The 21,970-nt window shown below is 74.4% G+C and carries 25 protein-coding genes and 1 pseudogene; 9 read left to right on the top strand and 17 right to left on the bottom strand.

The features are described from left to right. The first annotated feature begins 65 nt into the window (after window positions 1-65). Complete coding sequence (locus tag O7602_RS07565) at window positions 66-341, top strand: hypothetical protein (RefSeq protein ID WP_281587496.1); 276 nt, start codon at window positions 66-68, stop codon at window positions 339-341. Here the strand turns inward: O7602_RS07565 and O7602_RS07560 are convergent. The 4 genes and pseudogenes from O7602_RS07560 to O7602_RS07545 all read right to left on the bottom strand — a co-directional run bounded on the left by O7602_RS07560 (window position 334) and on the right by O7602_RS07545 (window position 2,747). Continuing rightward, window positions 334-906: a Trp biosynthesis-associated membrane protein gene (locus O7602_RS07560; protein ID WP_281587495.1), complete on the bottom strand. Its 573-nt coding sequence runs from the start codon at window positions 904-906 to the stop codon at window positions 334-336. The genes O7602_RS07565 and O7602_RS07560 overlap by 8 nt on opposite strands. A gap of 40 nt (window positions 907-946) precedes the next feature. Beyond that, window positions 947-1,381, bottom strand: coding sequence for a phosphoribosyl-AMP cyclohydrolase (gene hisI, locus O7602_RS07555; RefSeq protein WP_281590192.1), 435 nt, complete (start codon window positions 1,379-1,381; stop codon window positions 947-949). Between the two features lie 228 nt (window positions 1,382-1,609). Further along, window positions 1,610-2,194, bottom strand: a pseudogene (locus tag O7602_RS07550) (phosphoribosyl-AMP cyclohydrolase); the annotation flags it as partial. Window positions 2,195-2,357: 163 nt separating this feature from the next. Then, the gene (locus O7602_RS07545) at window positions 2,358-2,747 is read right to left on the bottom strand and encodes a MerR family transcriptional regulator (RefSeq protein WP_281587494.1); all 390 of its coding nucleotides are present in this window, start codon (window positions 2,745-2,747) and stop codon (window positions 2,358-2,360) included. 107 nt (window positions 2,748-2,854) lie between these two features. Between O7602_RS07545 and O7602_RS07540 the strand changes: the two genes are divergently transcribed. Genes O7602_RS07540 through O7602_RS07530 form a run of 3 tightly spaced genes read left to right on the top strand, consistent with a single transcriptional unit; the run spans window position 2,855 to window position 4,964 of the window. Continuing rightward, complete coding sequence (locus tag O7602_RS07540) at window positions 2,855-3,580, top strand: ABC transporter ATP-binding protein (RefSeq protein ID WP_281587493.1); 726 nt, start codon at window positions 2,855-2,857, stop codon at window positions 3,578-3,580. Continuing rightward, window positions 3,577-4,332, top strand: a complete 756-nt coding sequence (locus O7602_RS07535; protein ID WP_281587492.1) for an ABC transporter permease — start codon at window positions 3,577-3,579, stop codon at window positions 4,330-4,332. The genes O7602_RS07540 and O7602_RS07535 overlap by 4 nt, the downstream gene beginning before the upstream one ends. After that, the gene (locus O7602_RS07530; RefSeq protein ID WP_281587491.1) at window positions 4,329-4,964 is read left to right on the top strand and encodes a TetR family transcriptional regulator; all 636 of its coding nucleotides are present in this window, start codon (window positions 4,329-4,331) and stop codon (window positions 4,962-4,964) included. The genes O7602_RS07535 and O7602_RS07530 overlap by 4 nt, the downstream gene beginning before the upstream one ends. Window positions 4,965-4,980: 16 nt before the next feature. Here the strand turns inward: O7602_RS07530 and O7602_RS07525 are convergent, their stop codons facing one another. Further along, entirely contained in the window at window positions 4,981-6,753 is a 1,773-nt protein-coding gene (locus O7602_RS07525; RefSeq protein WP_281587490.1) for an ABC transporter ATP-binding protein, read from the bottom strand. Beyond that, window positions 6,750-8,624 carry an ABC transporter ATP-binding protein gene (locus O7602_RS07520; protein WP_281587489.1) on the bottom strand — a complete coding sequence of 625 codons (1,875 nt, stop codon included), beginning with the start codon at window positions 8,622-8,624 and terminating at the stop codon, window positions 6,750-6,752. Before O7602_RS07520 ends, O7602_RS07525 begins: the two co-directional genes overlap by 4 nt. A 192-nt stretch (window positions 8,625-8,816) precedes the next feature. Between O7602_RS07520 and O7602_RS07515 the strand changes: the two genes are divergently transcribed. The 3 genes from O7602_RS07515 to O7602_RS07505 all read left to right on the top strand — a co-directional run bounded on the left by O7602_RS07515 (window position 8,817) and on the right by O7602_RS07505 (window position 12,451). Further along, entirely contained in the window at window positions 8,817-9,446 is a 630-nt protein-coding gene (locus O7602_RS07515; RefSeq protein ID WP_281587488.1) for a TIGR03085 family metal-binding protein, read from the top strand. Between the two features lie 126 nt (window positions 9,447-9,572). Next, a complete protein-coding gene (locus O7602_RS07510; RefSeq protein WP_281587487.1) occupies window positions 9,573-10,523 on the top strand; it encodes a terpene synthase in 951 nt (316 codons plus the stop codon). Window positions 10,524-10,624: 101 nt separating this feature from the next. Next, entirely contained in the window at window positions 10,625-12,451 is a 1,827-nt protein-coding gene (locus tag O7602_RS07505) for a long-chain fatty acid--CoA ligase (RefSeq protein WP_281587486.1), read from the top strand. A 72-nt stretch (window positions 12,452-12,523) separates the two neighbouring features. Here the strand turns inward: O7602_RS07505 and O7602_RS07500 are convergent, their stop codons facing one another. Both O7602_RS07500 and O7602_RS07495 read right to left on the bottom strand, forming a co-directional pair. Continuing rightward, a complete protein-coding gene (locus O7602_RS07500) occupies window positions 12,524-13,795 on the bottom strand; it encodes a low temperature requirement protein A (protein ID WP_281590190.1) in 1,272 nt (423 codons plus the stop codon). 102 nt (window positions 13,796-13,897) lie between these two features. Continuing rightward, window positions 13,898-15,349, bottom strand: a complete 1,452-nt coding sequence (locus tag O7602_RS07495; RefSeq protein ID WP_281587485.1) for a PLP-dependent aminotransferase family protein — start codon at window positions 15,347-15,349, stop codon at window positions 13,898-13,900. Between the two features lie 59 nt (window positions 15,350-15,408). On the opposite strand from O7602_RS07495, the gene O7602_RS07490 reads away from it, so the two are divergent. Together O7602_RS07490 and O7602_RS07485 are read left to right on the top strand one after the other, a co-directional pair. Continuing rightward, window positions 15,409-16,041, top strand: a complete 633-nt coding sequence (locus tag O7602_RS07490; RefSeq protein WP_281587484.1) for a hypothetical protein — start codon at window positions 15,409-15,411, stop codon at window positions 16,039-16,041. 117 nt (window positions 16,042-16,158) lie between these two features. Then, window positions 16,159-16,620, top strand: a complete 462-nt coding sequence (locus O7602_RS07485) for a hypothetical protein (RefSeq protein WP_281587483.1) — start codon at window positions 16,159-16,161, stop codon at window positions 16,618-16,620. A gap of 54 nt (window positions 16,621-16,674) precedes the next feature. On the opposite strand, the gene hisF is transcribed toward O7602_RS07485, so the two are convergent. The 9 genes from hisF to O7602_RS07440 all read right to left on the bottom strand — a co-directional run bounded on the left by hisF (window position 16,675) and on the right by O7602_RS07440 (window position 21,949). Beyond that, on the bottom strand, window positions 16,675-17,442 hold the full coding sequence (hisF, locus tag O7602_RS07480) for an imidazole glycerol phosphate synthase subunit HisF (RefSeq protein ID WP_281587482.1): 768 nt from the start codon (window positions 17,440-17,442) through the stop codon (window positions 16,675-16,677). Between the two features lie 68 nt (window positions 17,443-17,510). Further along, window positions 17,511-18,512 (bottom strand): NADP-dependent oxidoreductase, encoded by a 1,002-nt coding sequence (locus tag O7602_RS07475; protein ID WP_281587481.1) that lies wholly within the window; start codon window positions 18,510-18,512, stop codon window positions 17,511-17,513. Next, complete coding sequence (locus tag O7602_RS07470; RefSeq protein WP_281590188.1) at window positions 18,509-18,934, bottom strand: organic hydroperoxide resistance protein; 426 nt, start codon at window positions 18,932-18,934, stop codon at window positions 18,509-18,511. The genes O7602_RS07475 and O7602_RS07470 overlap by 4 nt, the downstream gene beginning before the upstream one ends. Window positions 18,935-18,936: 2 nt before the next feature. Continuing rightward, window positions 18,937-19,383 (bottom strand): MarR family transcriptional regulator, encoded by a 447-nt coding sequence (locus tag O7602_RS07465; protein WP_281587480.1) that lies wholly within the window; start codon window positions 19,381-19,383, stop codon window positions 18,937-18,939. A 223-nt stretch (window positions 19,384-19,606) separates the two neighbouring features. After that, window positions 19,607-20,098 (bottom strand): RidA family protein, encoded by a 492-nt coding sequence (locus O7602_RS07460; RefSeq protein WP_281587479.1) that lies wholly within the window; start codon window positions 20,096-20,098, stop codon window positions 19,607-19,609. Next, window positions 20,095-20,823, bottom strand: coding sequence for a bifunctional 1-(5-phosphoribosyl)-5-((5-phosphoribosylamino)methylideneamino)imidazole-4-carboxamide isomerase/phosphoribosylanthranilate isomerase PriA (gene priA / locus O7602_RS07455; RefSeq protein ID WP_281587478.1), 729 nt, complete (start codon window positions 20,821-20,823; stop codon window positions 20,095-20,097). Before priA ends, O7602_RS07460 begins: the two co-directional genes overlap by 4 nt. 19 nt (window positions 20,824-20,842) lie before the next feature. Next, on the bottom strand, window positions 20,843-21,163 hold the full coding sequence (locus O7602_RS07450; RefSeq protein WP_281587477.1) for a hypothetical protein: 321 nt from the start codon (window positions 21,161-21,163) through the stop codon (window positions 20,843-20,845). Then, the gene (gene hisH, locus O7602_RS07445; protein ID WP_281587476.1) at window positions 21,156-21,782 is read right to left on the bottom strand and encodes an imidazole glycerol phosphate synthase subunit HisH; all 627 of its coding nucleotides are present in this window, start codon (window positions 21,780-21,782) and stop codon (window positions 21,156-21,158) included. Before hisH ends, O7602_RS07450 begins: the two co-directional genes overlap by 8 nt. After that, window positions 21,782-21,949, bottom strand: a complete 168-nt coding sequence (locus tag O7602_RS07440; RefSeq protein WP_281587475.1) for a hypothetical protein — start codon at window positions 21,947-21,949, stop codon at window positions 21,782-21,784. Before O7602_RS07440 ends, hisH begins: the two co-directional genes overlap by 1 nt. Window positions 21,950-21,970 lie beyond the last annotated feature (21 nt).

Raw genomic sequence — 21,970 nt, 5'->3', positions numbered from 1 at the left:
CGTCGCAGGGCAGACTCGACGAGGCGGCTGCCGACCGTCACCAACGATCTCGCGCGGGGTGAATCATGAGCGCCAACGGGCCGCACCAGAACATCGGACTGACCACCATCTCCCGTACCGTCGCCTCGCTCGCCGTCGGCGTGGTGCACACGCTCGAACGCGCCGTGGCCGGCGACGGCCGCACGCGTACCGCCCGGGGCAACGCCTGGGAGGCGGTCTGCGCCGACCGGGCCCGCGCCGAGCAGCGCCGCGAGCTGGAACGGCTGGTCGCCGAGTTGGCCGCCGCCCGGGCCGCGGCCCGGGTGCGCCGCGACGCGCGCGAGGCCCAGCCGGTCAGGTGACCGTCGGGTCCTCGCCGCGGTCCAGCGCGTCCCACGCGTCGCGGGTGCCCCGCTCGACCGCAGGCCGGTTGGCGTCGGCGGGCCCGGTCGACCCCGGCCGCCGCTCGTAGCGGGCCCCCATCGCCGGCCATCCGCCGCCGCGCCACCCGGTCAGCACCCCACCGACTGCCAGGGCCAGCCCGCCCGCCAGCACCAGCGCCGGCCAGTGCCGGCTCACCCCGGACTCGGTGATGCCGACGCCGCCGCCGACCGCCACGGCCAGCCCGACGGCGGCCAGCAGCGCGCCCAGCAGCCGGCGCAGTCGCCCCCGGGTCGCCAGCACCGCGCCGCCGCCGGCCAGCCCGACGTAGGCCAGCGCCGACACCCAGGGCAGCAGCTCCGCTCCGGTGCGGGTCCGCTCCCCCGGTGGCAGGGCGCCGCGGGTGGTCAGCTCCACCGACCAGGTGCGGGTCACCGCCCAGGCGGCCAGGCCCGCGCCGGCCAGGCAGAGCAGCACCGCGTACGCCAGCTCGCGCCGGCCGCGGACGGCGGACGGGCCGGTCGTGGCGGTGTCGGGCACGCTCATCGGCCGGCCGCGGTGTCTCGGCGGCGGCGGTCACGACCGGTCACTCGGTCACCTCCGGCGGGCTGACCGGCAGGTCGGTGTGGAAGCAGGTGCGGTGCCCGGTGTGGCAGGCCGCCCCGACCTGCTCCACGCTCACCAGCAGCGCGTCGCCGTCGCAGTCCAGCGCGACGGAGCGGACGTACTGGTGGTGGCCGGAGGTGGCACCCTTGACCCAGTATTCTGCCCGGCTGCGCGACCAGTAGGTGGCCCGGCCGGTGGTGAGTGTGCGGTGCAGCGCCTCGTCGTCCATCCAGGCGACCATCAGCACCTCACCGGAGTCGTGGGCGCGGACCACGGCGGCGACCAGGCCGTCCGGCCCGCGCCGGAGCTTGGCGGCGATGGCCGGGTCGAGCCGGGAGGGGCGGGCCGGGCCGGGGGCCGGGGCACCGCCGGGGCGGGCGGGGGCGCCGGTCACCGGCGCGTCAGAGGCGGGCACGGTTGACCATTCTCCCGTACGCGGCGCCGGAACCGCCGACGTGTCCCGGGTGACGGGTGGCACCGTGCCCAGCGCCTCGCTCAGTTGACCGAGGTAACGGTCCACCCGCCCGTCGGCGAGCGCCTCGGCCAGGTCCGCGCCGTTCACCGCGGCGATCTCCCCGGTGTACGGGCGGACGAGCGGGACGATCCCGGTGACCAGCCGGCCGGCGGCGGCGCCGACCTCGGCCGGGTGGCCGGCGCGCAGCCCGAGGCAGAGCAGCATGTCGGCGCGGTAGTGGGGCGGGGCGACCGGCAGGTCGAGCGCGGCGGTCAGGGCCGCCCGGCGGGACACCACCCGGATCGAGGGGTTGGCCAGCCGGAGCACCGAGGGGCAGAGCCGGGCCAGGTCGGCGGCGGCGAGTCGGACCCCGACCGGGTCGTCGGCCCAGTGCGCGCCGGCCACCTTTCCCAGCGTGGCGATCAGCTCCTCCAGGCGTGGTTCGTCGGCGGGCTGGCAGAGCACCGGCAGGTCGATCCGGCGGCGCCACTCCGGCACCGCCCAGAGCAGTCGGGCGGGCGCGGTGACCGGGAGCCCGAACGCCCAGTCGGCGGGCTGGCCGAGCCGGCGTACCCAGGAACGCACGTCCCGGGCGGCCACCGAGACGTGCACCAGGCGGCCGTCGAAGTCGGCCAGGTAGGCGCGCCGGGCCGCGTACGGGGTGGGGCAGGCTCGGGTGGTGGCGGCGGGACGGTGGTCGGTCGCGACGAGCACGTCGACGTCGACGTCGCTGTGCTCGGTGGCGGCCCGCCGGGCGTGACTGCCCCGCAGCATGATCCCGACGACGGGGCGATCGGCGGCCAGGCGGAGGCGGGTGGCCCATTCGTCGAGGAATCCGGAATCGGGCAACGCGGCGGGACCCACCGGGCAATGGTGCCGGAAGTCCGATCTTCGGCGCAATGCCCGATGCCGGACATGGTGTCCGCTGCGGGCGGCTTCAGCCCAGTTCCTCCTCGGCCCGCCGGTACGCGTCGATCTTGTGGTCGAGGACTGTCAGATCTTCCGTCAGCTCGGCCATCCGGGCCAGCACCCGGGCCCGGTGCGCCTCGAACAGCGCGCGCCGCGCGCCGAGCGTGCGGTCCCCCTGCCGGGCCAGTTCGGCGTAGCGGCGCATGTCGCGCACCGGCATCCCGGTACGGCGTAGCCGGGTGAGCAGGAACAGCCAGTTGACGTCCGCCTCGGTGTAGCGCCGCCGCCCGGCGGAGTCCCGCCCGACCGGGGCGACCAGCCCCTCCTGCTCGTACCAGCGCAGCGTGTAGGTGGTCAGACCGACCCGCTCGGCGGCCTCGCCGACGCTGACGCTCTGCTCCCGGATACCGATGTCCACCGCTCCAGGTTCCCAGTTCGAGTCCACTCGAAGTCAACCACAATTGCGCGGTCGGAGAAATTCATCTAGCGTTGATTTCATCGGTTGATGAATTGTCGGAGGCGGACATGGACGACGCGGTGTCGGTCCGTGGCCTGGTGGTCGACCGGGGCGGACGGCGGGTGCTGCACGGCATCAGCTGCGACGTGCCCCGGGGCACGGTCACCGGGTTGCTCGGGCCCAGCGGCAGCGGCAAGACCACGCTGATGCGGGCGGTGGTGGGCGTGCAGACCATCGACGGCGGCACGGTCGACGTGCTCGGCCGGCACGCCGGCTCGGCCGACCTGCGCCAGCGGGTGGGCTACCTGACGCAGGCGCCGAGCGTCTACGCCGACCTCACGGTCCGGGAGAACGCCCGCTACTTCGCCGTGCTCCAGGGCCGGGGCCGCGCCGAGGCCGACCGCGCGGTCACCGACGTCGGCCTGGCCGCCGCCGCGGACCAGCTGGTCGGCACGCTCTCCGGCGGCCAGCGCAGCCGCGCCTCGCTCGCCTGCGCCCTGGTCGGCGAACCGGAGCTGGTCGTCCTCGACGAACCCACGGTCGGTCAGGACCCGGTGTTGCGGGCCGACCTGTGGGCCAGGTTCCACGCCATGGCCGCCGCCGGCACCACGCTGCTGGTCTCCAGTCACGTGATGGACGAGGCGGCCCGCTGCGACCGGCTGCTGCTCATCCGCGAGGGCCGGCTGATCGCTGACGACACCCCGGCCGCGGTCCGCGCCACCACCGGCGTGGACGACCTGGAGGAGGCGTTCCTGCGCCTCATCCGCGACACCGAGCAGGAGGACGCCGCATGAACGGCCGGATCCTGGCCGCCACGACCGGGCGGATCCTGCGCCAGCTCCGGCACGACCGGCGCACCGTGGCGCTGCTCCTCCTGGTGCCGGCCGTGCTGCTCGCGCTCGTCTACTTCATGTACGTCGACCAGCCCACCCCACCCGGCGCGCCGAGCACGTTCGACCGGGTCGCGCTGATCATGCTGGGCTTCTTCCCGTTCATCATCATGTTCCTGGTGACAAGCATCGCCATGCTCCGCGAGCGCACCACCGGGACGCTGGAGCGACTGCTCACCACGCCGCTGGGCAAGCTCGACCTGCTCTTCGGCTACGGCATCGCATTCGGCCTGGCCGGGGTGCTCCAGTCCACCGTCGCCTCGCTCGTGGCGTACCTGGTGTTCGGCCTGGACACCGTCGGCAGCCCCGGGCTCGTCGTCCTGATCGCCGGGGTGAACGCGGTGCTGGCCGTGGCGCTCGGCCTGTTCTGCTCGGCGTTCGCCCGCACCGAGTTCCAGGCGGTGCAGTTCATGCCGGTGGTGGTCGCCCCGCAACTGCTGCTCTGCGGGCTGTTCGTGCCGCGCGGCCAGATGGCCGGGTGGCTCCAGGCGGTGAGCGACGTGCTGCCCTTGTCGTACGCGGTCGAGGCCCTCCAGGAGGTCGGCGCGCACGCCGATCCGACCGGCACCATGTGGCGCGACGTGGCGATCGTGGCCGGAGCGGCGGTGGTCGCCCTGGTGCTTGCCGCCGCGACGCTGCGCCGGCGCAGCGGATGAGCCCGCGCCCCGACGAGCCGGCCCGGCGGACGAGCCGGCAGCGCACCGGGCGGCGGCCCGGCAACCCGGAGACCCGGGAGGCGATCCTCGCGGCGGCCCGGACCGCGTTCGCCGAACGGGGCTACGACGCCACCCCGATCCGGGCGGTCGCCGCCGCCGCAGGCGTGGACCCGGCGCTCGTGCACCACTACTTCGGCGCCAAGGAGGAGCTGTTCCGGGCCGCCATGGCGATCCCGATCGACCCGGCCGAGCTGGTGCCGCGGGTGCTGGCGGGCGGCGCCGGCGAGGTCGGCGAGCGGCTGGTCCGCACGTTCCTGACCGTGTGGGACTCCCCGGCCGGCGCCGCCGCGGTGGCCCTGCTGCGTTCCGCGGTGAGCAACACGTGGACCGGCCGCCTGCTGCGCGAGTTCCTGACCACCCAGATCCTGCGCCGGGTCCTCGACCAGCTCGACCTGGACCCGGCCGAGGCGCCGCTGCGGGGCGCGCTCGTCGCCACCCAGATCGCCGGCCTGGCCATGATGCGCTACGTGATCCGCCTGGAACCGGTCGCGTCCGCGTCTCACGACACGCTGGCCGCCACGATCGGCCCGACCGTGCAGCGCTATCTCACCGGCCCGCTGGCCATCGGCTGACGGGCCGGCGGCGGGGTCAGCGGGTCTGCTCCAGCCAGGAGGCGTAAAGCAGGGCGTAGACCGAGTCGGCGTCCCGGACCAGCTCCTCGTGCGGGCCACGCTGGACGATCCGGCCCCGGTCCACCACGATCACCTCGTCGGCCGCCTGCGCGGTGGAGAGCCGGTGCGCGATGGCGAGCGTGGTACGCCCCCGGGTTACCGCGTCCAGGGTGCGCTGGAGGCGCACCTCGGTGGCCGGGTCGACCGCGCTCGTCGCCTCGTCCAGCACCAGCAGGTCCGGGTCCGCCACGTACGCGCGGGCCAGCGCCACGAGCTGCCGCTCGCCGACGCTGAGCGCCTCGCCCCGCTCCCCGACCGGGGTGTCCAGCCCGGCCGGCAACCCGTCCAGCCAGTCGGCCAGGCCCAGCTCGGTGAAGGCGGCGGCGAGGCGCGCGTCGGTCAGCTCCGGCCGGGCGAAGCGGACGTTCTCCCCGACCGTGGCGTCGAACAGGAACCCGTCCTGCGGCACCATCACCACCCGGGCGCGCAGCGAGTCGAAGCGCACCTGGCGCAGGTCGACGCCGGAGAGCAGCACCTCGCCCTCGGTCGGATCCATCAGCCGGGTGAGCAGCTTGGCGAACGTGGTCTTGCCGCTGCCGGTCTCGCCCACCACGGCCACCCGACTCTTCGCCGCGATGTCAAGCGTCACGTCGTGCAGCACCGGCGGCCCGCCCGGGTAGGCGTACGTCACGCCGGCGAACCGGACGTCGAGCGGACCGCCGGGCAGCTCCCGGCCCTGCTCGCCCGGGTCGGCGACGTCCGGTTCGACGTCCAGCACGTCGAGCACCCGGCGCCAGCCGGCGATCGCGTTCTGCGCCTCGTTGAGCACCTCGGTGGCGATCTGCACCGGCTGGATGAAGAGCGTGACCAGGAACAGGAACGCGGTGAGCTGGCCGACCGACAGGGTGCGGTCGACGCCGAGGCTCACCCCGACCACCACCACGCCGGCCAGCGCGAGGCCGGCGGCCAGCTCACCGACCGAGCTGCCCAGGATGCTGATCCGGATCGCCCGCTGCTGGGCCACCCGCTGCCCCTCGATCGCCACGTCCAGCCGGCGGGCGGTGCGCCCGGCGATCCCGTACGCCCGGATCACCGGCGCGCCCACCACGCTCTCGCCGATCGCGCCGAGCAGCGCGCCGGTCCGCTGCCGGACCAGCCCGTACGCGGCGGCGAGCCGCCGCTGGAGCTGCCGGATGATGAGCACCGCGGGCGCGAACGCCACGAGCACCACGAGCGTCAACTGCCAGGAGTACGCGAGCATCACCGCGGTGGTGACCACCAGTTGGCCCAGGTTGACGAGGAGGATCACGCCGCCCCACTGGAGGAACTGGGTGATCTGGTCGACGTCGCTGGTGACCCGGGAGACCAGCGACCCCCGTCGCTCGGACTGCTGGTGCAGCATGGACAGGTCGTGCACGTGCCGGAACGCGCGGGTGCGCACGCCGGCCAGGGCGGTCTCGCTGACCGTGAAGAGCCGGCGCATCATCAGGTAGCCGCAGGTGGTGGTGACCACCAGCACGGCGGCGGTGATCGTCACGGTCCGCGAGATGACGTCCAGGTCGAGCCCGCCGACGATGCCGTGGTCGATGCCGCGCTGCACCGCCACCGGCACGGCCACCCGGCCGACCATGTAGACCAGCGCCAGCGCCAGCGTGGCGGCGAGCCCGGTCTTCAACTCCGGCGAGAGCGCGAGCCCTCGCCGCAGCGTTCCCCAGGTCGTCTCGGTCCGCGCCTCGGCAGCGACAGTCACCGGTCCACCTCCATCTCCAGGCCGGAGGCCACCGGCGTGACCTCGTCGTACGTCCGGTTCTGCTCGCGCTCCTGCTCGGCCTGCTCGTACGCGGTGACCAGGTCGGCGTAGCCGGGCACGGTGGCCAGCAGCTCGGGGTGGGTGCCGCGGGCGACCACCCGGCCCTGCTCCACGTAGATCACCTCGTCGGCGAGCGCGATGGTGGCCCGCCGGTACGCCACCACCAGGATCGACGCCTGCGCGCCCCCACCTGTGGGCGCGCGCAGGCCGGCCAGGATGGCGGCCTCGACGCGCGGGTCGACGGCGCTTGTGGCGTCGTCGAGCACCAGCAGCCGGGGCCGGCCGGCGAGCGCCCGGGCCAGCGTCAGCCGCTGCCGTTGCCCGCCGGAGAGCGACGTGCCCCGCTCGCCGACCATGGTGTCCAGGCCGTCCGGGAGGGCGGCGACGAAGCCGTCCGCCTCGGCCAGCCGCAGCGCCGCCCACACCTCGTCGTCGCCGATGCCGGCCCGGTCGAGCGCGATGTTGGCCCGGACGGTGTCGTCGAAGACGAACGGCACCTGGGCCACCAGCGCCACCGTGGCGGCGAGCGAGGCGGCGGTCAGGTCGCGTACGTCCACGCCGTCCAGGGTGACGCCGCCGGTGCGCGGGTCGACCAGGCGTACAGCAAGCGACGCGATGGTGGACTTGCCGGCGCCGGTCGGGCCGACCAGGGCGACCGTCTTTCCGGCCGGCACGGTGAACGTCACCTCGCCGAGCACCTCGGCGCCGGGCAGGTGCGCCTCGGCCGGCTCGTACGAGAAGTGGACGTCGCGGAAGGCGAGGGTGGCCGGGTCGGGGGTGGTGGGGTCGAGGGCCGTCGTGCCGTACGGCATGTCGCCGGTGGCGTCCAGGACCCGGCGCACCCGGTCCCAGCCGGCGACGCTGCGCGGCAGTTCGGCCAGCACCCAGCCGATGGCCCGCACCGGGAAGGCCAGCACGGTGAAGAGGAAGGCGACGCTGACCAGCTCGGTCACCGTGATCGCGCCCTGGCGGAGTCGGACCGCGCCGACCACCAGCACGGCAAGCGTGCCGAGGCTGGGCAGGGTCTCCAGCATCGGGTCGAAGACGCCGCGCAGTTTCCCGACCGCGATGAGCGCGTCGCGCAGCTCGCCGGCCCGGGCGGCGAAGCGGGCCGTCTCCTGCGACTCGCGGCCCATGGTCTTGACCACGAGCGCGCCGTCGAAGCTCTCGTGGGCGATGCCACTGACCTCGGCCCGCAGCCGCTGCGCCCGGGCCTGCCGGGGCGCCATCCGGCGGGAGTAGACCACGTTGAGCGCGAACAGCGCGGGGAAGACGGCGAGGCCGACCAGGGCGAGCGCCCAGTCGGTGAGGAAGAGCGAGGCCACCGCGCCGACAAGCATCACCAGCGTGCCGACCGCGAACGGCAGCGGCGCGATCGGATACCAGGCGGCCTCCACGTCGGAGTTGGCGTTGGACAGCAACGTGCCGGTGGAGTTGCGGTGGTGCCAGGCCAGCGGCAGGTCCAGGTAGCGGCGGGTGACCCGGCGGCGGTAGGCGGCCTGGAGCCGGTACTGCATGTAGCCGGCGCCGAGCCGGCGGCCGAAGATGCCCACCACCCGCAGCACGCTGATGCCGAACAGGGCCGCCGCGGCCAGGGCGAGGGTCCCGGTGCCGACGGCGCCCCGCAGGACGGCGGGGATGGCCACCTCGCCGATCACGGCTCCCACCACACGGGCGCTGGCGATCACCAGGAGGCCGAACAGCACGCTGCCGCTCACCGCCACCGCGAAGATCCGGGGTTGTTCCCGGATCGCCTGGCCGAGCACCCGTAGCCCTCTGCCGAGAACGTCCCGACTTGTCCCGCTCGCCACGCTCGCCCCCGCCGTAAGCCGCAATTTTCTCCCCCATCCTTACCGCTCGCCGCCACCGCCGCCGACCCGCGCGGATATGTCCGCCGTCACGTTCCCACGGACCACCGACGGCGGCGGGCGGTGACCGGCCGGTCGCCGCCCGCCGCGCGGTTACCGCGCGCCGATCCGCCCGGTGGGGCCTACGATCGGGCCATGCCGCGGTACGCCCGAGCGGAGCGCGAGGCGCTCGCCGACCTGATGCTGGAACTGGGACCGGACGCGCCGACGGTCAACGAGGGGTGGACCACCCGTGACCTGGCGGCGCACCTGCTGGTGCGGGAGCGTCGCCCGGACGCGGCCGGCGGGCTCCTGCTGCCGCCGCTGCGCGGTTACGGCGAGGCGGTCCGTCGCCGGATCGCCGCCGGCCCGTACGCCGACCTGGTCGCCCGGGTCCGCCGCCCGCCGGTGTGGAGCCCGGTGAGCAACCCGCTCACCGACGAGCTGGCGAACGGCATGGAGTTCTTCATCCACCACGAGGACGTGCGCCGGGCCCGGTCCGGCTGGCGTCCACGCGACCTCCCGGCCGGGCAGCAGGCGGTGCTGTGGAAGCGGGTCGCCCTGCTGGCCCGGATGGCGCTGCGGCGCTTCCCGGCCGAGGTGCTGGTGCAGGCGCCCGGGCACGGCGAGGTGCGGGGCGGGCGGGGCGGTGAACGGCTGCGCCTGGTGGGCGCGCCGGGGGAACTCGTCCTGTTCCTGACCGGCCGGCAGCGGGTGGCCCGGGTCCAGGTGGACGGTCCGAGCGGTGCCGCACACCGCCTGCGCACCGCCGAACTGGGCCTGTGACCCAGGGTGTGCGGTCGGTGACCGACCCATCGTGAAAATTGCATCTCCAACGATGCTCACCGATCCGTTTCTGCCGTACGCTCCTGCCCGTCACCCGGCCGCACGGGCGGCGGACAGGGGGCATGGATGCGTGGCTTCGCGCTCGCGGCGCTGCACGAGCCGCCCTTTCCGGCACGGCGGCACCCCGCCGTGGAAGGCGTTGCCGCGGAGAGCGCCGGCTGGGTCCGTGACCTCGGCCTGGTCGACGACCCCGCCGGGCAGCGCCGGCTGGCCGGCGCGCACGCCGCCGAGCTGGCCGGGCGGGCCTGCCCGGAGGCGTCCCCCGGCGGCCTGCGCCTGCTCACCGACCTGATCAACTGGCTGTTCGTGGTGGACGACGCCTGCGACGACGACGGGCTGGGCACCGACCCGGTCCGGCTCGCGCCCACCGTGGCGGCGTTGCTGACCGTGCTCGACCGGCTCGGCGACCCGGCCCCGGCCGGCCCGGCCGGCGGGGATCCGCTCGCCGTGGCCCTGCACGACCTGTGCCGGCGGGCCCGCGAGGCGCAGCGGCCCGCGCTGCTGTTGCGCCTGGTCAGCCAGTTGCGTGAATACCTGCTGGCACTGCTCTGGGAGGCGGCCAACCGGGAACGTCACCGGGTGCCCGGGGTGGCCGAGTACGTGCAGATGCGCCGGCACACCGGCGGCGTACGGCCCAGCTTCACGGTGACCGACCTGACCCGTCCGGCGCGATCCGGGCCGGCCCATCGGGCCGATCCGGCGCTGGCCGTGCTGGACGCGCTCGCCACCGACCTGGTCTGCTGGTGCAACGACCTGTTCTCCTACGCCAAGGAACGCGGCGGCGCCCCGGCGGCGCACAACCTGGTCACCACGATCGCCGGCGAGACCGGGCAGGGCGAGGAGGCGGCGCTCGCCGCGGCGGCGGCCCGGTTCAACGCGGCGCTCGCGGCGTACGCGGAACGGGACGCGGCACTCGTCGCCGGGGCCGACGACGGGCTGCGCGCGTTCCTGGCGACCCGGCGGGACTGGGTCCGGGCCACGTACGACTGGTCCCGCGCCGCCGCCCGCTACACCTGATCCCGGGGCTAGCCGCTGCCCCGGTACAGGCAATACCCTTCGGTAACCGCAGATCGGCGTGACCCCCGTCACGCCCCTCCACCCCGAAGGCGGCGCCAACGATGGCTCTCGACATACCGTACCGATCCGTACCGGACATGTTCCTCAAGCGCGTGGCGGATTCCCCCGACCGGCACGCGTTCGCCCACCCCGCCCCGGACGGTTCGGGCCCGGTCTGGTTGACGTGGGAGCAGGTCGGGCAGCGCGCCAAGGCGATCGCGGCCGGGCTGCACGGGCTCGGGGTGGGCCTTGAGGACCCGGTGGCGATCCTGGCCAACACGCGGCTGGAGTGGGTGCTCGCCGACTTCGGCATCATGTGCGCCGGCGGGGCCACCACCACCGTCTACCCCACCACCGAGCCCGCGGACGCGGTCTACATCCTCGCCGACTCCGGCTCACGCGTGCTGTTCGCGGAGGACCCGGGCCAGGCGGCGAAGATCGCCGGTGCGGAGTTGCCGGCGCTGACCCACGTGGTGCTCCTCGACGGAACGCCCGACCCGGCGGCCGGCGTCCCCCAGCTCACCCTGGCCGAGTTGGAGGACCGCGGGGCGGCGGCGCTGGCGGCCGAGCCCGGCCTGATCGACACGCTTGTCACCGCCATCGGCCCGGACCACCTGGCCACCCTGATCTACACCTCGGGCACCACCGGCCGGCCCAAGGGCGTGGAGCTGCTGCACGGCGGCTGGTGCTGGGAGGGGGTGGCGCAGGCCGAGCTGGGCCTGCTGCGCGTCGACGACCTGCAGTACCTGTGGCTGCCGCTGTCCCACTCGTTCGGCAAGACGCTGCTCTGCGGCGCCACCCACGTCGGGCTGCCCACCTACGTCGACGGCCGGGTGGACAAGCTGGTCGAGCTGCTCGCCGTGGTCCGGCCGACGTTGATGTGCGGCGCGCCCCGGGTCTTCGAGAAGGTCTACAACAAGGCGGTGACCACGGCGCAGGGCGCCGGCGGCGCGAAGGCGAAGATCTTCGCCTGGGGGGTCGCGGTCGGCAAGGAAAAGGTCGCGCTGGAGCAGGCCGGCAAGCCGGTCCCGGCCGGGCTGCGTCTGAAGTACGGGCTGGCCGAGAAGCTTGTGTTCAGCAAGCTCCAGGCCCGGCTCGGTGGCCGGATGCGGGTGCTGGTCTCCGGCGCGGCGCCGCTGAGCGCGGAGATCGCCACCTTCTTCGCCGCCGCGAACCTGCCCATCTCGGAGGGGTACGGCCTGACCGAGACCAGTGCCGGCGCGTTCGTCAACCCGCCCGACGGGCTCAAGATCGGCAGCGTCGGTCGTGCCATGGGCGACCTGGAGTGCCGGATCGACACCGACGGCGAGGTCCTGCTCCGCGGCCGTCCGGTCATGCGCGGCTACCACAACCTGCCCGAGGAGACCGCCGAGGCGTTCACCGAGGACGGTTTCTTCCGCACCGGCGACATCGGCACGCTCGACGACGACGGCTACCTGCGCATCACCGACCGGAAGAAGGACCTGGTCAAGACGTCCGGCGGCAAGTACGTCGCGCCGTCGCACATCGAGGGCGTGTTCAAGGCGGTCTGCCCGTACACCTCGCAGGCGGTGGTGATCGGGCAGGCCCGCAACTACTGCACGATGCTGGTCACCCTGGACCCGGACGCGATCCGGGCCTGGGCCGCCGGCACGCCGCTGGAGGGGCGGGACTACACCACGATCGTCACCTCGCCGGAGGCGCAGGCGATGGTCGAGGGCTACGTGGCCGAGCTGAACGCCAAGCTCAACCGCTGGGAGACGATCAAGAAGGTGACGATCCTCCCCCGTGACCTCACCATCGCCGACGGCGAGGTCACCCCGTCACTGAAGATCAAGCGCCGCAGCGTCGAGACCAACTTCGCCGGCGAGATCGACAAGATGTACGAGGGCTCGCTCGCCGAGTTGTGACGTGCCCCCGGACGCCGCGCGGGCCGTGCCCCACCGTCCCGGGGCACGGCCGGCGCGCGACGGCGCCGGTCGTCACAGGTGCCGCTGCCGCCACCGGCTCTGCTCGGCCTCGGCGGCGAGCTGCTCCTCCAGGGCGAGCCGGCGCACCCGCCGCCGGCGGCCGTCCTCGCTGCGGGTCTCCCAGGCCACGCCGGCGCCGGTGAGCACCCACAGCACGCCGAGCGCGACCACCTCCGGGATCCGGAACGCGAACGGGCCGGCCGCGGCGAGCGCCGCCACGGTGACCAGCAGCGGCAGGTGCACCTCGCCCACCGTCAGCCACCAGCACCCGGCGATGCTGAGCAGGTAGAGCGCGACGCCACCGAAGATGACGCCGCCCCAGAAGCCGCCGAGCGGCCAGCCCCAGTCCGGGGTCGGCGGGTCGGCGACCTCGGTCAGCAGGTCCTTCAGGCCGAGCGCGTAGAGGATGATGCCGGTGACCATCGGCAGGTGCAGGAAGGTGTAGACCGCGCGGGCCAGCCGCAGCCGGGCGGCCTGGTCCCGGGCGTGGTGCAGCGCCTGTTCCAGCGCGAACGCCAGCGTGTCGAAGTAGACCCACCAGAGCGCCGCCACGATCAGGATGCCGAGCAGCGCGGCCACCGCCACCGGCCCGGTCAGCGGCAGCCCGCGTTTCGGGCCGAGCCCCAGCGCGATGATCGATTCGCCGAGCGCGACGAGCACCATCAGCGCGTGCCGTTCCGCCCAGTGCCCGGCCGAGACCACCACCCACCAGCGTCGGGCCAGGGTGGACCCGACCACGTACTCGACAAGCACGGCGAGCGTCCAGAGCGCCAGTTGCAACCCCACCGCGAACCGCTCCTGCGGCAGCCGGGCCGGCACCGTGCCGGCGACCAGCAGCAGCGCGGTGGCCACGGCCGGGACCGAGGCACGCAGGAGGAACCGTTGACGGCGGACCGGGTCGGCGCGGTCGACCCAGCCGAAGACGGTGAGCTGGGCCACCCGGATCACGAAGTAGCAGCCGGCGAAGACGAGCGGGCCGGGCAGCCCGCCGGGACGGTCCACGAACGCGCCGGGGACGCTGAGCACCAGCAGGAACGTCGCCGCCACGGTGACGAAGCCGACGAGCGGCAGCACGCCCTGGTCGGCGCGGATCGCGTTGCCCATCCGGGCGAAGCCGGTCCACGACCACCAGAGCAGCGCCAGCACCAGCAGGAAGCGGTAGAGGTTGACCGGGGTGAGTTCGGAGGCGGTGAGCGTGGTGACGCTGAGGAACGCGAAGACGAAGACCAGGTCGTAGAAGAGTTCCAGCCGGGTGGTCCGGGAACCGGGCGCGCCGGCCCGCACGGCGCGCGACGACCGGACACCGGCGGAGTCTCCCACCCGGGCAGTCTGCGGGCACCTCCCGAGCCGATGGTCCCGTTCCACCGATCCCCACCGGAACGGGCGTCAGGCGATGACGCTCGGCTCCCGCCACTGCGGGCGACCGGCCCGGTCCAGGTCGTAGCGGACCGCGGCGAGCCGCCCGACCGCCTCCACCAGCTCGGTGGCGGGCAGGGTGAAGGGCAGCCGGAGGAACCGCTCCAGCGTCCCGTCCAGCCCGAACCGGGGGCCGGGCGCCAGCCGTACGCCGACCTCCTCGGCGGCCCGGGCCAGCGCGCTGGAGATCGGGCCGTCCAGCTCGGCCCAGAGCGTGACGCCGCCGCGCGGGACGGTGACCCGCCAGTCGGGCAGGCGGTCGGCGAGCGCGGCGACCAGGGCGTCCCGTTGGGCGGCGAGCTGCGCGCGGCGGGCCGCGACGATGGTCGGGGCCTGGGTGAGCAGGTGCACCGCGACGAGCTGGTCAAGCACCGGGCTGGCCATGTCCACCCCGACCCGGGCGGCGGCCAGCCGCTGCACCTGGGGTGCGGAGGCGCGCACCCAGCCGATCCGCAGTCCACCCCAGTAGGGTTTGCTCATCCCGCCGATGCTGATCACCCGGGAGTGCCTGTCGAAGACCGCCACCGGCGGCGGCAGCGGCGTGCCGTCGAGCGGCAGGTCGACGAAGGACTCGTCGACCACCAGGTCGGTGCCGGCCGCGTGGGCCGCGCCGACCAGCCGCTCCCGCAGGTCGGCCGCCATCAGGTGGCCGGTCGGGTTGTGGAACTCCGGAATCACGTACGCGAGCTTCGGCCGGGTCTGCCGGAGACTGCCGAACAGCAGGTCGGCGTCCCAGCCGTCGTCGGAGAGCCCGTGGGTGGTGATCCGGGCCCGCCGGGCGGCGAGCGCGGCGAGCGCGTTGGGGTAGGTGGGCGACTCGACGAGCACCGCGCCGCCGGGCGACAGGGCCAGGCGCAGCACCAGGTCGAGCGCGTGCTGGGTGCCGCTGGTGACCATGATCTGCTCGGGGCTGGTGGCCAGCCCGCGCTCGGTGTACCCGCGGGCCACCGCCTCGCGCAGCTCGATGATGCCGGTCGGGTGGTAGCCGGCGCCGCCGAGGTAGCGGGGCAGGTCCTCGGCCGCCGCCCGGGCGGCGGGGACGAGCTGCGGCGGGGCGGACAGCGCGGCCACACCGAGGTCGATCATCTCCCGGTCGTCGAGCGGCGTCCACAGGCCGGTGCTGGCCACCCGGTGGGTGCCGGGCAGCATGGTCCAGCTCCCGGCACCGCGCCGGCTGGCCAGGTGGCCGGTCTCCCGCAGTTCGCGGTACGCGGCCGTGACGGTGGTCCGGCTGATCCGTAACGCTTCCGCCAGTTCCCGTTCAGCCGGCAGGCGGATCCCGAGCGGGAGGCGGGCGTCTGCCAGCAGACCACGGACGGCGGCGGCCAGCGCCACGTAGTCGGGGCTGCGGCGGCGGCCCGGCAGGGCGTGCCACTGACCGAGCAACCGCGCCAATTGGGCACCGCGCACCTGGCTGGTCATGGCCACACCTCCGGAATTGGCCTCTTCACCTTCATCAATTGGCACCTAGGGTGGCATGCATGGCACAGCTTGGCAATCTCCGGCACCGGCCGGTGCGGCGGCTCACCCAGCTCTACGCCGGCCTGGCCGTCTACGGGGTCAGCATGGCGCTGATGATCCGTTCCGAACTCGGACTCGACCCGTGGGACGTGTTCCACCAGGGGCTCGCCCGGCAGACCGGCCTCTCCTTCGGCACCGTCACCATCGCCGTCGGCGCCGTGGTGCTGCTGCTCTGGATCCCGCTGCGGCAGCGGCCCGGTCTCGGCACGATCAGCAACGTCGTGGTGGTCGGGCTGGTCGTCGACGCCACCCTGGTCGTGCTGCCACCGGGCGAGGGCCTGCCGGCGCGCGCCGCGCTGCTGGTCACCGGCATCGTCGCCAACGGCGCCGCCACCGGGCTCTACCTCGGCGCCGGCCTCGGCCCCGGGCCACGCGACGGCCTGATGACCGGCCTCACCGCCCGCCACCCCCGCCTGTCGCTCCGGCTGGTCCGGACCGCCATCGAGGTGACCGTGCTGGGCCTCGGCTGGCTGCTCGGCGGGACGGTCGGCCTCGGCACCGTGGCCTACGCGCTTGCCATCGGGCCGCTCGCCCAACTGTTCATCCCGATCTTCGCGATGCCACCCCGCCCGGTCGCCGCCTACGCTGCGTGAGCAACACCCGGCCCACCGCCACCGCGCGCGCCCGCTTCAACGGCTCTGAGCTGCAACGACGCGCGCCGGCGAAAACCGGGTGTTTCCTCCGGCGTCGCGGGCGGGCATCATGCGTGCATGGGGGAGAACGGATGGCGTTGGAGCGACGCCTGGATCTTCGTCGCGTTGGTCATCGCGAGCGGCGCCGGCCGGCACCGCCGGGCCGCCGCCACACGCCGCCCCGAGGGGGTACGCCTCACCGACGTCCTCTCCACCGCCGACCACCTCAACCAGGCCATCCCGGAACGGCACGAGGTCGAGGGGGCGGTCCGCCGGCTCGTCGGGGCCGGCCTGGTCAGCGTCTCCGACGGCTGGTTCCGGGTCACCCCGGACGGTGAACGGCTGTGGCGCACCCGGCCCAGCGCCGGGCTGGGCACCACCGTCGACACCGTGCAGGGCGTGCTGACCCGCCGGCACCCGCCCGGCGAGTCCGAGTGGCAGCTCGACGAGGACGACCACGCGGCGGCCGTGCAGGAATATGTGGTCCGTTCCATCCCGATGCCGCGCCGGTCCCCCGAGGGACGCTCCGGCCGGCCCTGACCGCCGGCCGCCGGACACCTCGGCCGGGGCGCTGGCGCGTGGCCTCGGACCGGGTCAGCGCACCGGGTGCCCGGCGCCGCGCAGCGCGTCCTTGACCTCGCCGACGGTCAGCTCGCCGAAGTGGAAGACGCTGGCGGCGAGCACCGCGTCGGCGCCCGCGCCGACGGCCGGCGGGAAGTGCGCCACCGCGCCCGCGCCACCGCTGGCGATCACCGGCACGTCGACCACGACACGCACCGCCTGGATCAGCGGCAGGTCGAAGCCGGCCTTGGTGCCGTCGGCGTCCATCGAGTTGAGCAGGATCTCGCCCGCGCCCAGCTCGGCGCCGCGCGCGGCCCACTCGACCGCGTCCAGGCCGGTGCCCCGCCGCCCGCCGTGCGTGGTCACCTCGAAACCGCTCGGTGCGACCCCCGCCGGGGCGCGCCGCACATCGAGCGAGAGCACCAGCACCTGCCGGCCGAACCGGTCGGCGATCTCGGCGATCAGCTCCGGCCGGGCGATCGCCGCGGTGTTCACCCCGACCTTGTCCGCCCCGGCCCGCAGCAGCGTGTCCACGTCCTCGACGCGGCGGATGCCGCCGCCCACGGTGAGCGGGATGAAGACCGACTCGGCGGTGCGCCGGACCACGTCGAGCATGGTGCCGCGGTCGCTCGACGACGCCGTCACGTCGAGGAACGTCAGCTCGTCCGCGCCGGCCCGGTCGTACGCCGCCGCCAGTTCCACCGGGTCGCCGGCGTCGCGCAGGTCGACGAAGTTGACACCCTTGACCACCCGCCCGGCGTCCACGTCCAGACACGGGATGACCCGTACCGCCACCGTCATGCCCGAAAGCCTAGCCAACGCGGCGGCGCCCGGCCGGTGCGGCCGGGCACCGCCGCCGCGCGTGCCGGTCAGAGGCGGACGAGCATCTTGCCGAGGTTCTCGCCGCGCAGCAGGCCGAGGAACGCCTCCGGCGCCTGCTCGATGCCGTCGACCACGGTCTCGTCGTAGGAGAGCCGGCCCTCCCGCAACCAGCCGGCCACCTCCTGGACGAACTGTTCGCGCAGGTGGCCGTGGTCACCGACGAGGAAGCCGCGCAGGGTCAGCCGCTTGCCGATCACCAGGGCCAGATTGCGCGGGGCAGCCGGCGGCTCGGCCGAGTTGTACTGGGCGATCATGCCGCAGATCGCCGCCCGGCCGTGCAGGTTCATCGCCCCGATCGCGGCCTCCAGGTGGTCCGAGCCGACGTTGTCGAAGTACACGTCGACACCGTCCGGGGCGGCGGCCTTGAGCTGCTCGTACACCGGCCCGTCGTGGTAGTCGAAGGCCGCGTCGAAACCGAGCGCGGCCAGCCGCTCGACCTTCGCCCGGGAGCCGGCGCTGCCGACCACCCGGCCGGCGCCGCGCAGCTTCGCGATCTGCCCCACCATGCTGCCCACCGCGCCGGCAGCGCCGGAGACGAAGACCGTCTCCCCCGGCTGCATCGCGGCCACGTCGAGCAGACCGGCGTACGCGGTCAGCCCGGTCATGCCGAGCACGCTCAGGTAGGCGCTGACCGGGGCGACCCCGGGATCGACCTTGCGGACCGCCCGGGCGTCGACGAGCGCGTACTCGCGCCAGCCGAGACCGTGCAGCACCACGTCGCCGGGCTTGACCCCGCCGGCCTCGCCGGCCACCACCTCGCCGATCGCGCCGCCGTCGAGCGGGGCGTCGAGCGCGAACGGCGGCACGTACGACTTGGCGTCGTTCATCCGCCCCCGCATGTACGGGTCGACGGACATGAACTGGTTGCGGACCACGACCTGACCCGGTCCCGGCGTCGGCACATCGGTGGTGACCAGCCGGAAGTTGTCGGCGGTCGGCCAGCCCTCCGGGCGGGACGCCAGATGGATCTCCCGGTTGACGCTGCTCATGCTGCGTCCCGGACGGTCGGCGTGACCTCGATGTTGCCGCGGGTCGCGTTCGAGTAGGGGCAGACCTGGTGGGCCGCCTCGACGAGCTTCTCGGCGGCCGGACGCTCGACCGCGGGCAGGTCCACCACGAGGGTCACGGTCAGGCCGTAGCCGCCACTGCCGTTCGGGCCGATGCCCACCTCGGCCTCGACGACCGAACCCGAGACGTCCGCCTTGGCCTGGCGGGCCACGACGCGCAGCGCGGAGTGGAAGCACGCCGCGTAGCCGGCGGCGAAGAGCTGCTCGGGGTTGGCCGCGCCGCCGGCGCCGCCCATCTCCTTGGGTACGGCGAGATCCAGCTCGACCGTGCCGTCGGAGGTGCGGACGTGGCCGTCGCGGCCGTCGCCGGTGGCCTTGGCGGACGCGGTGTAGAGGACCTGCATGGTCACTGCTCCTTCTGTCGGTGGATCGTCTCGGTGACCCGGGTGAGGGTGTCGCGGAGGCCGATCAGCTCGGTCTCGGTGAGGCCGGTCGCCCGGGCCACCCGCATCGGCACCTCGTCCATCCCTTCCCGCAGGGCCCGGCCCCGGCCGGTGAGGCCCACCTCGACCCGGCGCTCATCGGTCGCCGAGCGGGTGCGCACCACCAGGCCGGCCGCCTCCAGCCGCTTGAGCAGCGGGGAGAGCGTGCCGGAGTCGAGCCGGAGTCGCGCGCCGAGCTCGGAGACCGTGGGGGCGTCGTCGCCGCGCTCCCAGAGCACCAGCAGCACCAGGTACTGCGGGTAGGTCAGGCCGTGCTCGTCGAGGATGGGCCGGTAGACGTCGGTCAGGGCGCGCGACGCCGCGTAGAGGGCGAAGCACACCTGCCGGCGCAGCACCAGATCATCGGTCACGCCAAAACCGTAGCGCGCAATCAAGTTGTGCACAACTTAATCGCGTGGATCCGGGTGCGAGGCCGGTCACGTTCCCGGTCCGGGGCGGCGGAGAAACCAGCGCCAAGAACGCCTTTCGAGCTGATATCAGCAACGACTCGGCAGCGTCGGGGCCGGTGAGTCGTTCGTGACATCAGCTCGAAAGGCGCCGGAGAGCCGACCCTGCCGCCGCGGGCCGAGGAGATCAGCCCTCGGGGAGGTACGCCTCCAACTCCACCTCGACCAGGTGCTCCGGGTCGAGAAGACCGGCCACCACCACCATGGTCGCCACCGGACGCACCGGGCCGAACACCGCGTTGTGCGCCCGACCCACCTCGTCGGTGTAGAGCCGGTCGGTCACGTACATCCGGGTCCGCACCACGTCGCCCGGCTGGGCGCCCACCTCGGCCAGGGCGTCCAGGCCGATCCGGATCGCCTGCGCGGTCTGCGCCGCCGCGTCCCCCACGTGCGCCACCCGGCCGTCCACGGTCGAGGTGCAACCGGCGGTGATCGCCAGCGCGCCGGCCCGGACCACCCGGGAGTAGCCGTAGAGCGCCTCCCACGGGCCGCCCGAGCCGAGCCGGGTCACCACCGCGCCGTCGAGCGGCGGCTCCCCCACGCCGTCGACCGGCGACCGGCCCAGGTCCTCGACCAGCCCGCCCAGGTCCTCGACCGGCCCGCCCACGTCGGTGGTCACGCGCCGGCCCGCAGCGTGGCCAGCGCCTCGGCGACGGTGAACGCGCCGGCGTACAGCGCCTTGCCGGCGATCACGCCCTCCACGCCGACCGGCTCCAGCGTCGCAAGCGCCCGCAGGTCGTCCAGGGTGGACACCCCGCCGGAGGCGATCACCGGGGCGTCGGTGCGGGCGCACACCTCGCGCAGCAGGTCCAGGTTCGGCCCGCGCATCGTGCCGTCCTTGGTGATGTCGGTCACCACGTACCGCGCGGCGCCGGCGGCGTCCAGCCGGGCCAGCACGTCGTAGAGGTCACCGCCGTCGCGGGTCCAGCCCCGCGCCGAGAGGGTACGACCCCGCACGTCCAGCCCGATCGCCACCCGGTCGCCGTACTCGCCGCAGATCCGGTCGCACCACTCGGGATCCTCGAGCGCGGCGGTGCCGATGTTGACCCGGGCCGCCCCGGTGCCCAACGCCGCCCGCAGCGACCCGTCGTCCCGGATGCCCCCGGACAGTTCCACCTTGACGTCGAGCTTGCCGACCACCTCGGCGAGCAACTCGGCGTTGGAGCCCCGGCCGAACGCGGCGTCCAGGTCGACCAGGTGGATCCACTCGGCGCCGTCGGACTGCCAGGCGAGGGCCGCCTCCAGCGGGTCGCCGTAGGCGGTCTCGCTGCCGGCGGCGCCCTGCACGAGCCGGACGGCCTGGCCGTCGGCGACGTCCACGGCGGGCAACAGGTCAAGGCTCAACGCTTGTCTCCTCGCATGCTCAACGACGGTCCAACGCGATCACCACGATCGCCGGCAGGACCAACAGCAACAACACGACCAACGCCAGGCGCAGGGCGAGATCGTCGACGAAACTCCAGATGCCGGCCACCGCGACGGCGGTGAGCAGCACGATGGCCGCCCGCTCACCCCGGCTGTGCCGGCGCAGCCGACCGGTGCGACCCCGGCGCAGCCGCGGCGTCAACCGGCGTACCACCGAACGGCGTCGTTCCCGGCGCGCCACCCGGCGGGCCCGGGCGGCGCGCGCCCGCTGCTGGTCGGCCTCGCGGGCGGCCCGGCGGCGGGCTCGCTCCTTACTCAAGTGTGCCCAACCAGTTGCGCAGCAGCGCGGCGCCGGTGTCGGCCGACTTCTCCGGGTGGAACTGGGCCGCGGCGAGGGCGCCCCGCTCCACCCCGGCGACGAAGTCGGCGCCGTGCTCGGCGGTGGTGACCGTCGCGCCGGCGGCGGCCAACCCGGCGGTGTCGGTCACCCCGTAGGAGTGGACGAAGTAGAACCGGGCGTCCGCCGGCAGCCCGGCGAAGAGCACCGAACCCGCCGGCGCGCGCACGGTGTTCCAGCCCATGTGCGGCAGGCGCGGGGCGGGCAGCTTCGTCACCCCGCCCGGCAGCAGCCCGAGGCCCTTGGTCACCACGCCGTGCTCGTCGCCGTGCTCGAAGAGCACCTGCATCCCGACGCAGATGCCCAGCACCGGGCGGCCGGCGGCGACCCGCTCGGCGATGACCGGGCCGGCGCCGAGCGCCTCGATGCCGGCCATGCACGCGGCGTACGCGCCGACACCCGGCACCACCAGGCCGTCGGCGGTCGCGGCGGCGGCCAGGTCGGCGGTGACCGTCACGTCGGCGCCGGCCCGCTCCAACGCGCGTTCGGCCGAACGCAGGTTGCCCGAGCCGTAGTCGAGCACCACCACCCGCCTGCCCATCACGCCTCCCCCGGCAGCAGCCAGAGCACCCCGCCGACGGTGGCCAGCACCGCCAGCAGGCCGGTGACCACCACGGCCGGGCGGGCCGCGCCCTGCTTGTGCAGCGACCACGTCCCGCCGACAAGCACCCCGGCCAGGATCAACAGCAGCGTCGGCAACACCTTCATCGGCAGTGCCGTCCTTCATTC

Origin of the sequence: Micromonospora sp. WMMD1128, from assembly GCF_027497235.1 — a bacterium.
Lineage (GTDB): Bacteria > Actinomycetota > Actinomycetes > Mycobacteriales > Micromonosporaceae > Micromonospora.
This window is presented reverse-complemented; position numbering and strand designations above follow the sequence as displayed.

Coding starts and splice junctions, on each gene's coding strand:
- hisF (WP_281587482.1), bottom strand. CDS start 17,442: ATGACGGTGGCGGTACGGGTCATCCCGTGTCTGGACGTGGACGCCGGG.
- O7602_RS07505 (WP_281587486.1), top strand. CDS start 10,625: ATGGCTCTCGACATACCGTACCGATCCGTACCGGACATGTTCCTCAAG.
- O7602_RS07440 (WP_281587475.1), bottom strand. CDS start 21,949: ATGAAGGTGTTGCCGACGCTGCTGTTGATCCTGGCCGGGGTGCTTGTC.
- O7602_RS07490 (WP_281587484.1), top strand. CDS start 15,409: ATGGCACAGCTTGGCAATCTCCGGCACCGGCCGGTGCGGCGGCTCACC.
- O7602_RS07565 (WP_281587496.1), top strand. CDS start 66: ATGAGCGCCAACGGGCCGCACCAGAACATCGGACTGACCACCATCTCC.
- hisH (WP_281587476.1), bottom strand. CDS start 21,782: ATGGGCAGGCGGGTGGTGGTGCTCGACTACGGCTCGGGCAACCTGCGT.
- O7602_RS07495 (WP_281587485.1), bottom strand. CDS start 15,349: ATGACCAGCCAGGTGCGCGGTGCCCAATTGGCGCGGTTGCTCGGTCAG.
- O7602_RS07470 (WP_281590188.1), bottom strand. CDS start 18,934: ATGCAGGTCCTCTACACCGCGTCCGCCAAGGCCACCGGCGACGGCCGC.
- O7602_RS07540 (WP_281587493.1), top strand. CDS start 2,855: ATGGACGACGCGGTGTCGGTCCGTGGCCTGGTGGTCGACCGGGGCGGA.
- O7602_RS07535 (WP_281587492.1), top strand. CDS start 3,577: ATGAACGGCCGGATCCTGGCCGCCACGACCGGGCGGATCCTGCGCCAG.
- O7602_RS07485 (WP_281587483.1), top strand. CDS start 16,159: ATGGGGGAGAACGGATGGCGTTGGAGCGACGCCTGGATCTTCGTCGCG.
- O7602_RS07560 (WP_281587495.1), bottom strand. CDS start 906: ATGAGCGTGCCCGACACCGCCACGACCGGCCCGTCCGCCGTCCGCGGC.
- O7602_RS07515 (WP_281587488.1), top strand. CDS start 8,817: ATGCCGCGGTACGCCCGAGCGGAGCGCGAGGCGCTCGCCGACCTGATG.
- O7602_RS07475 (WP_281587481.1), bottom strand. CDS start 18,512: ATGAGCAGCGTCAACCGGGAGATCCATCTGGCGTCCCGCCCGGAGGGC.
- O7602_RS07530 (WP_281587491.1), top strand. CDS start 4,329: ATGAGCCCGCGCCCCGACGAGCCGGCCCGGCGGACGAGCCGGCAGCGC.
- O7602_RS07510 (WP_281587487.1), top strand. CDS start 9,573: ATGCGTGGCTTCGCGCTCGCGGCGCTGCACGAGCCGCCCTTTCCGGCA.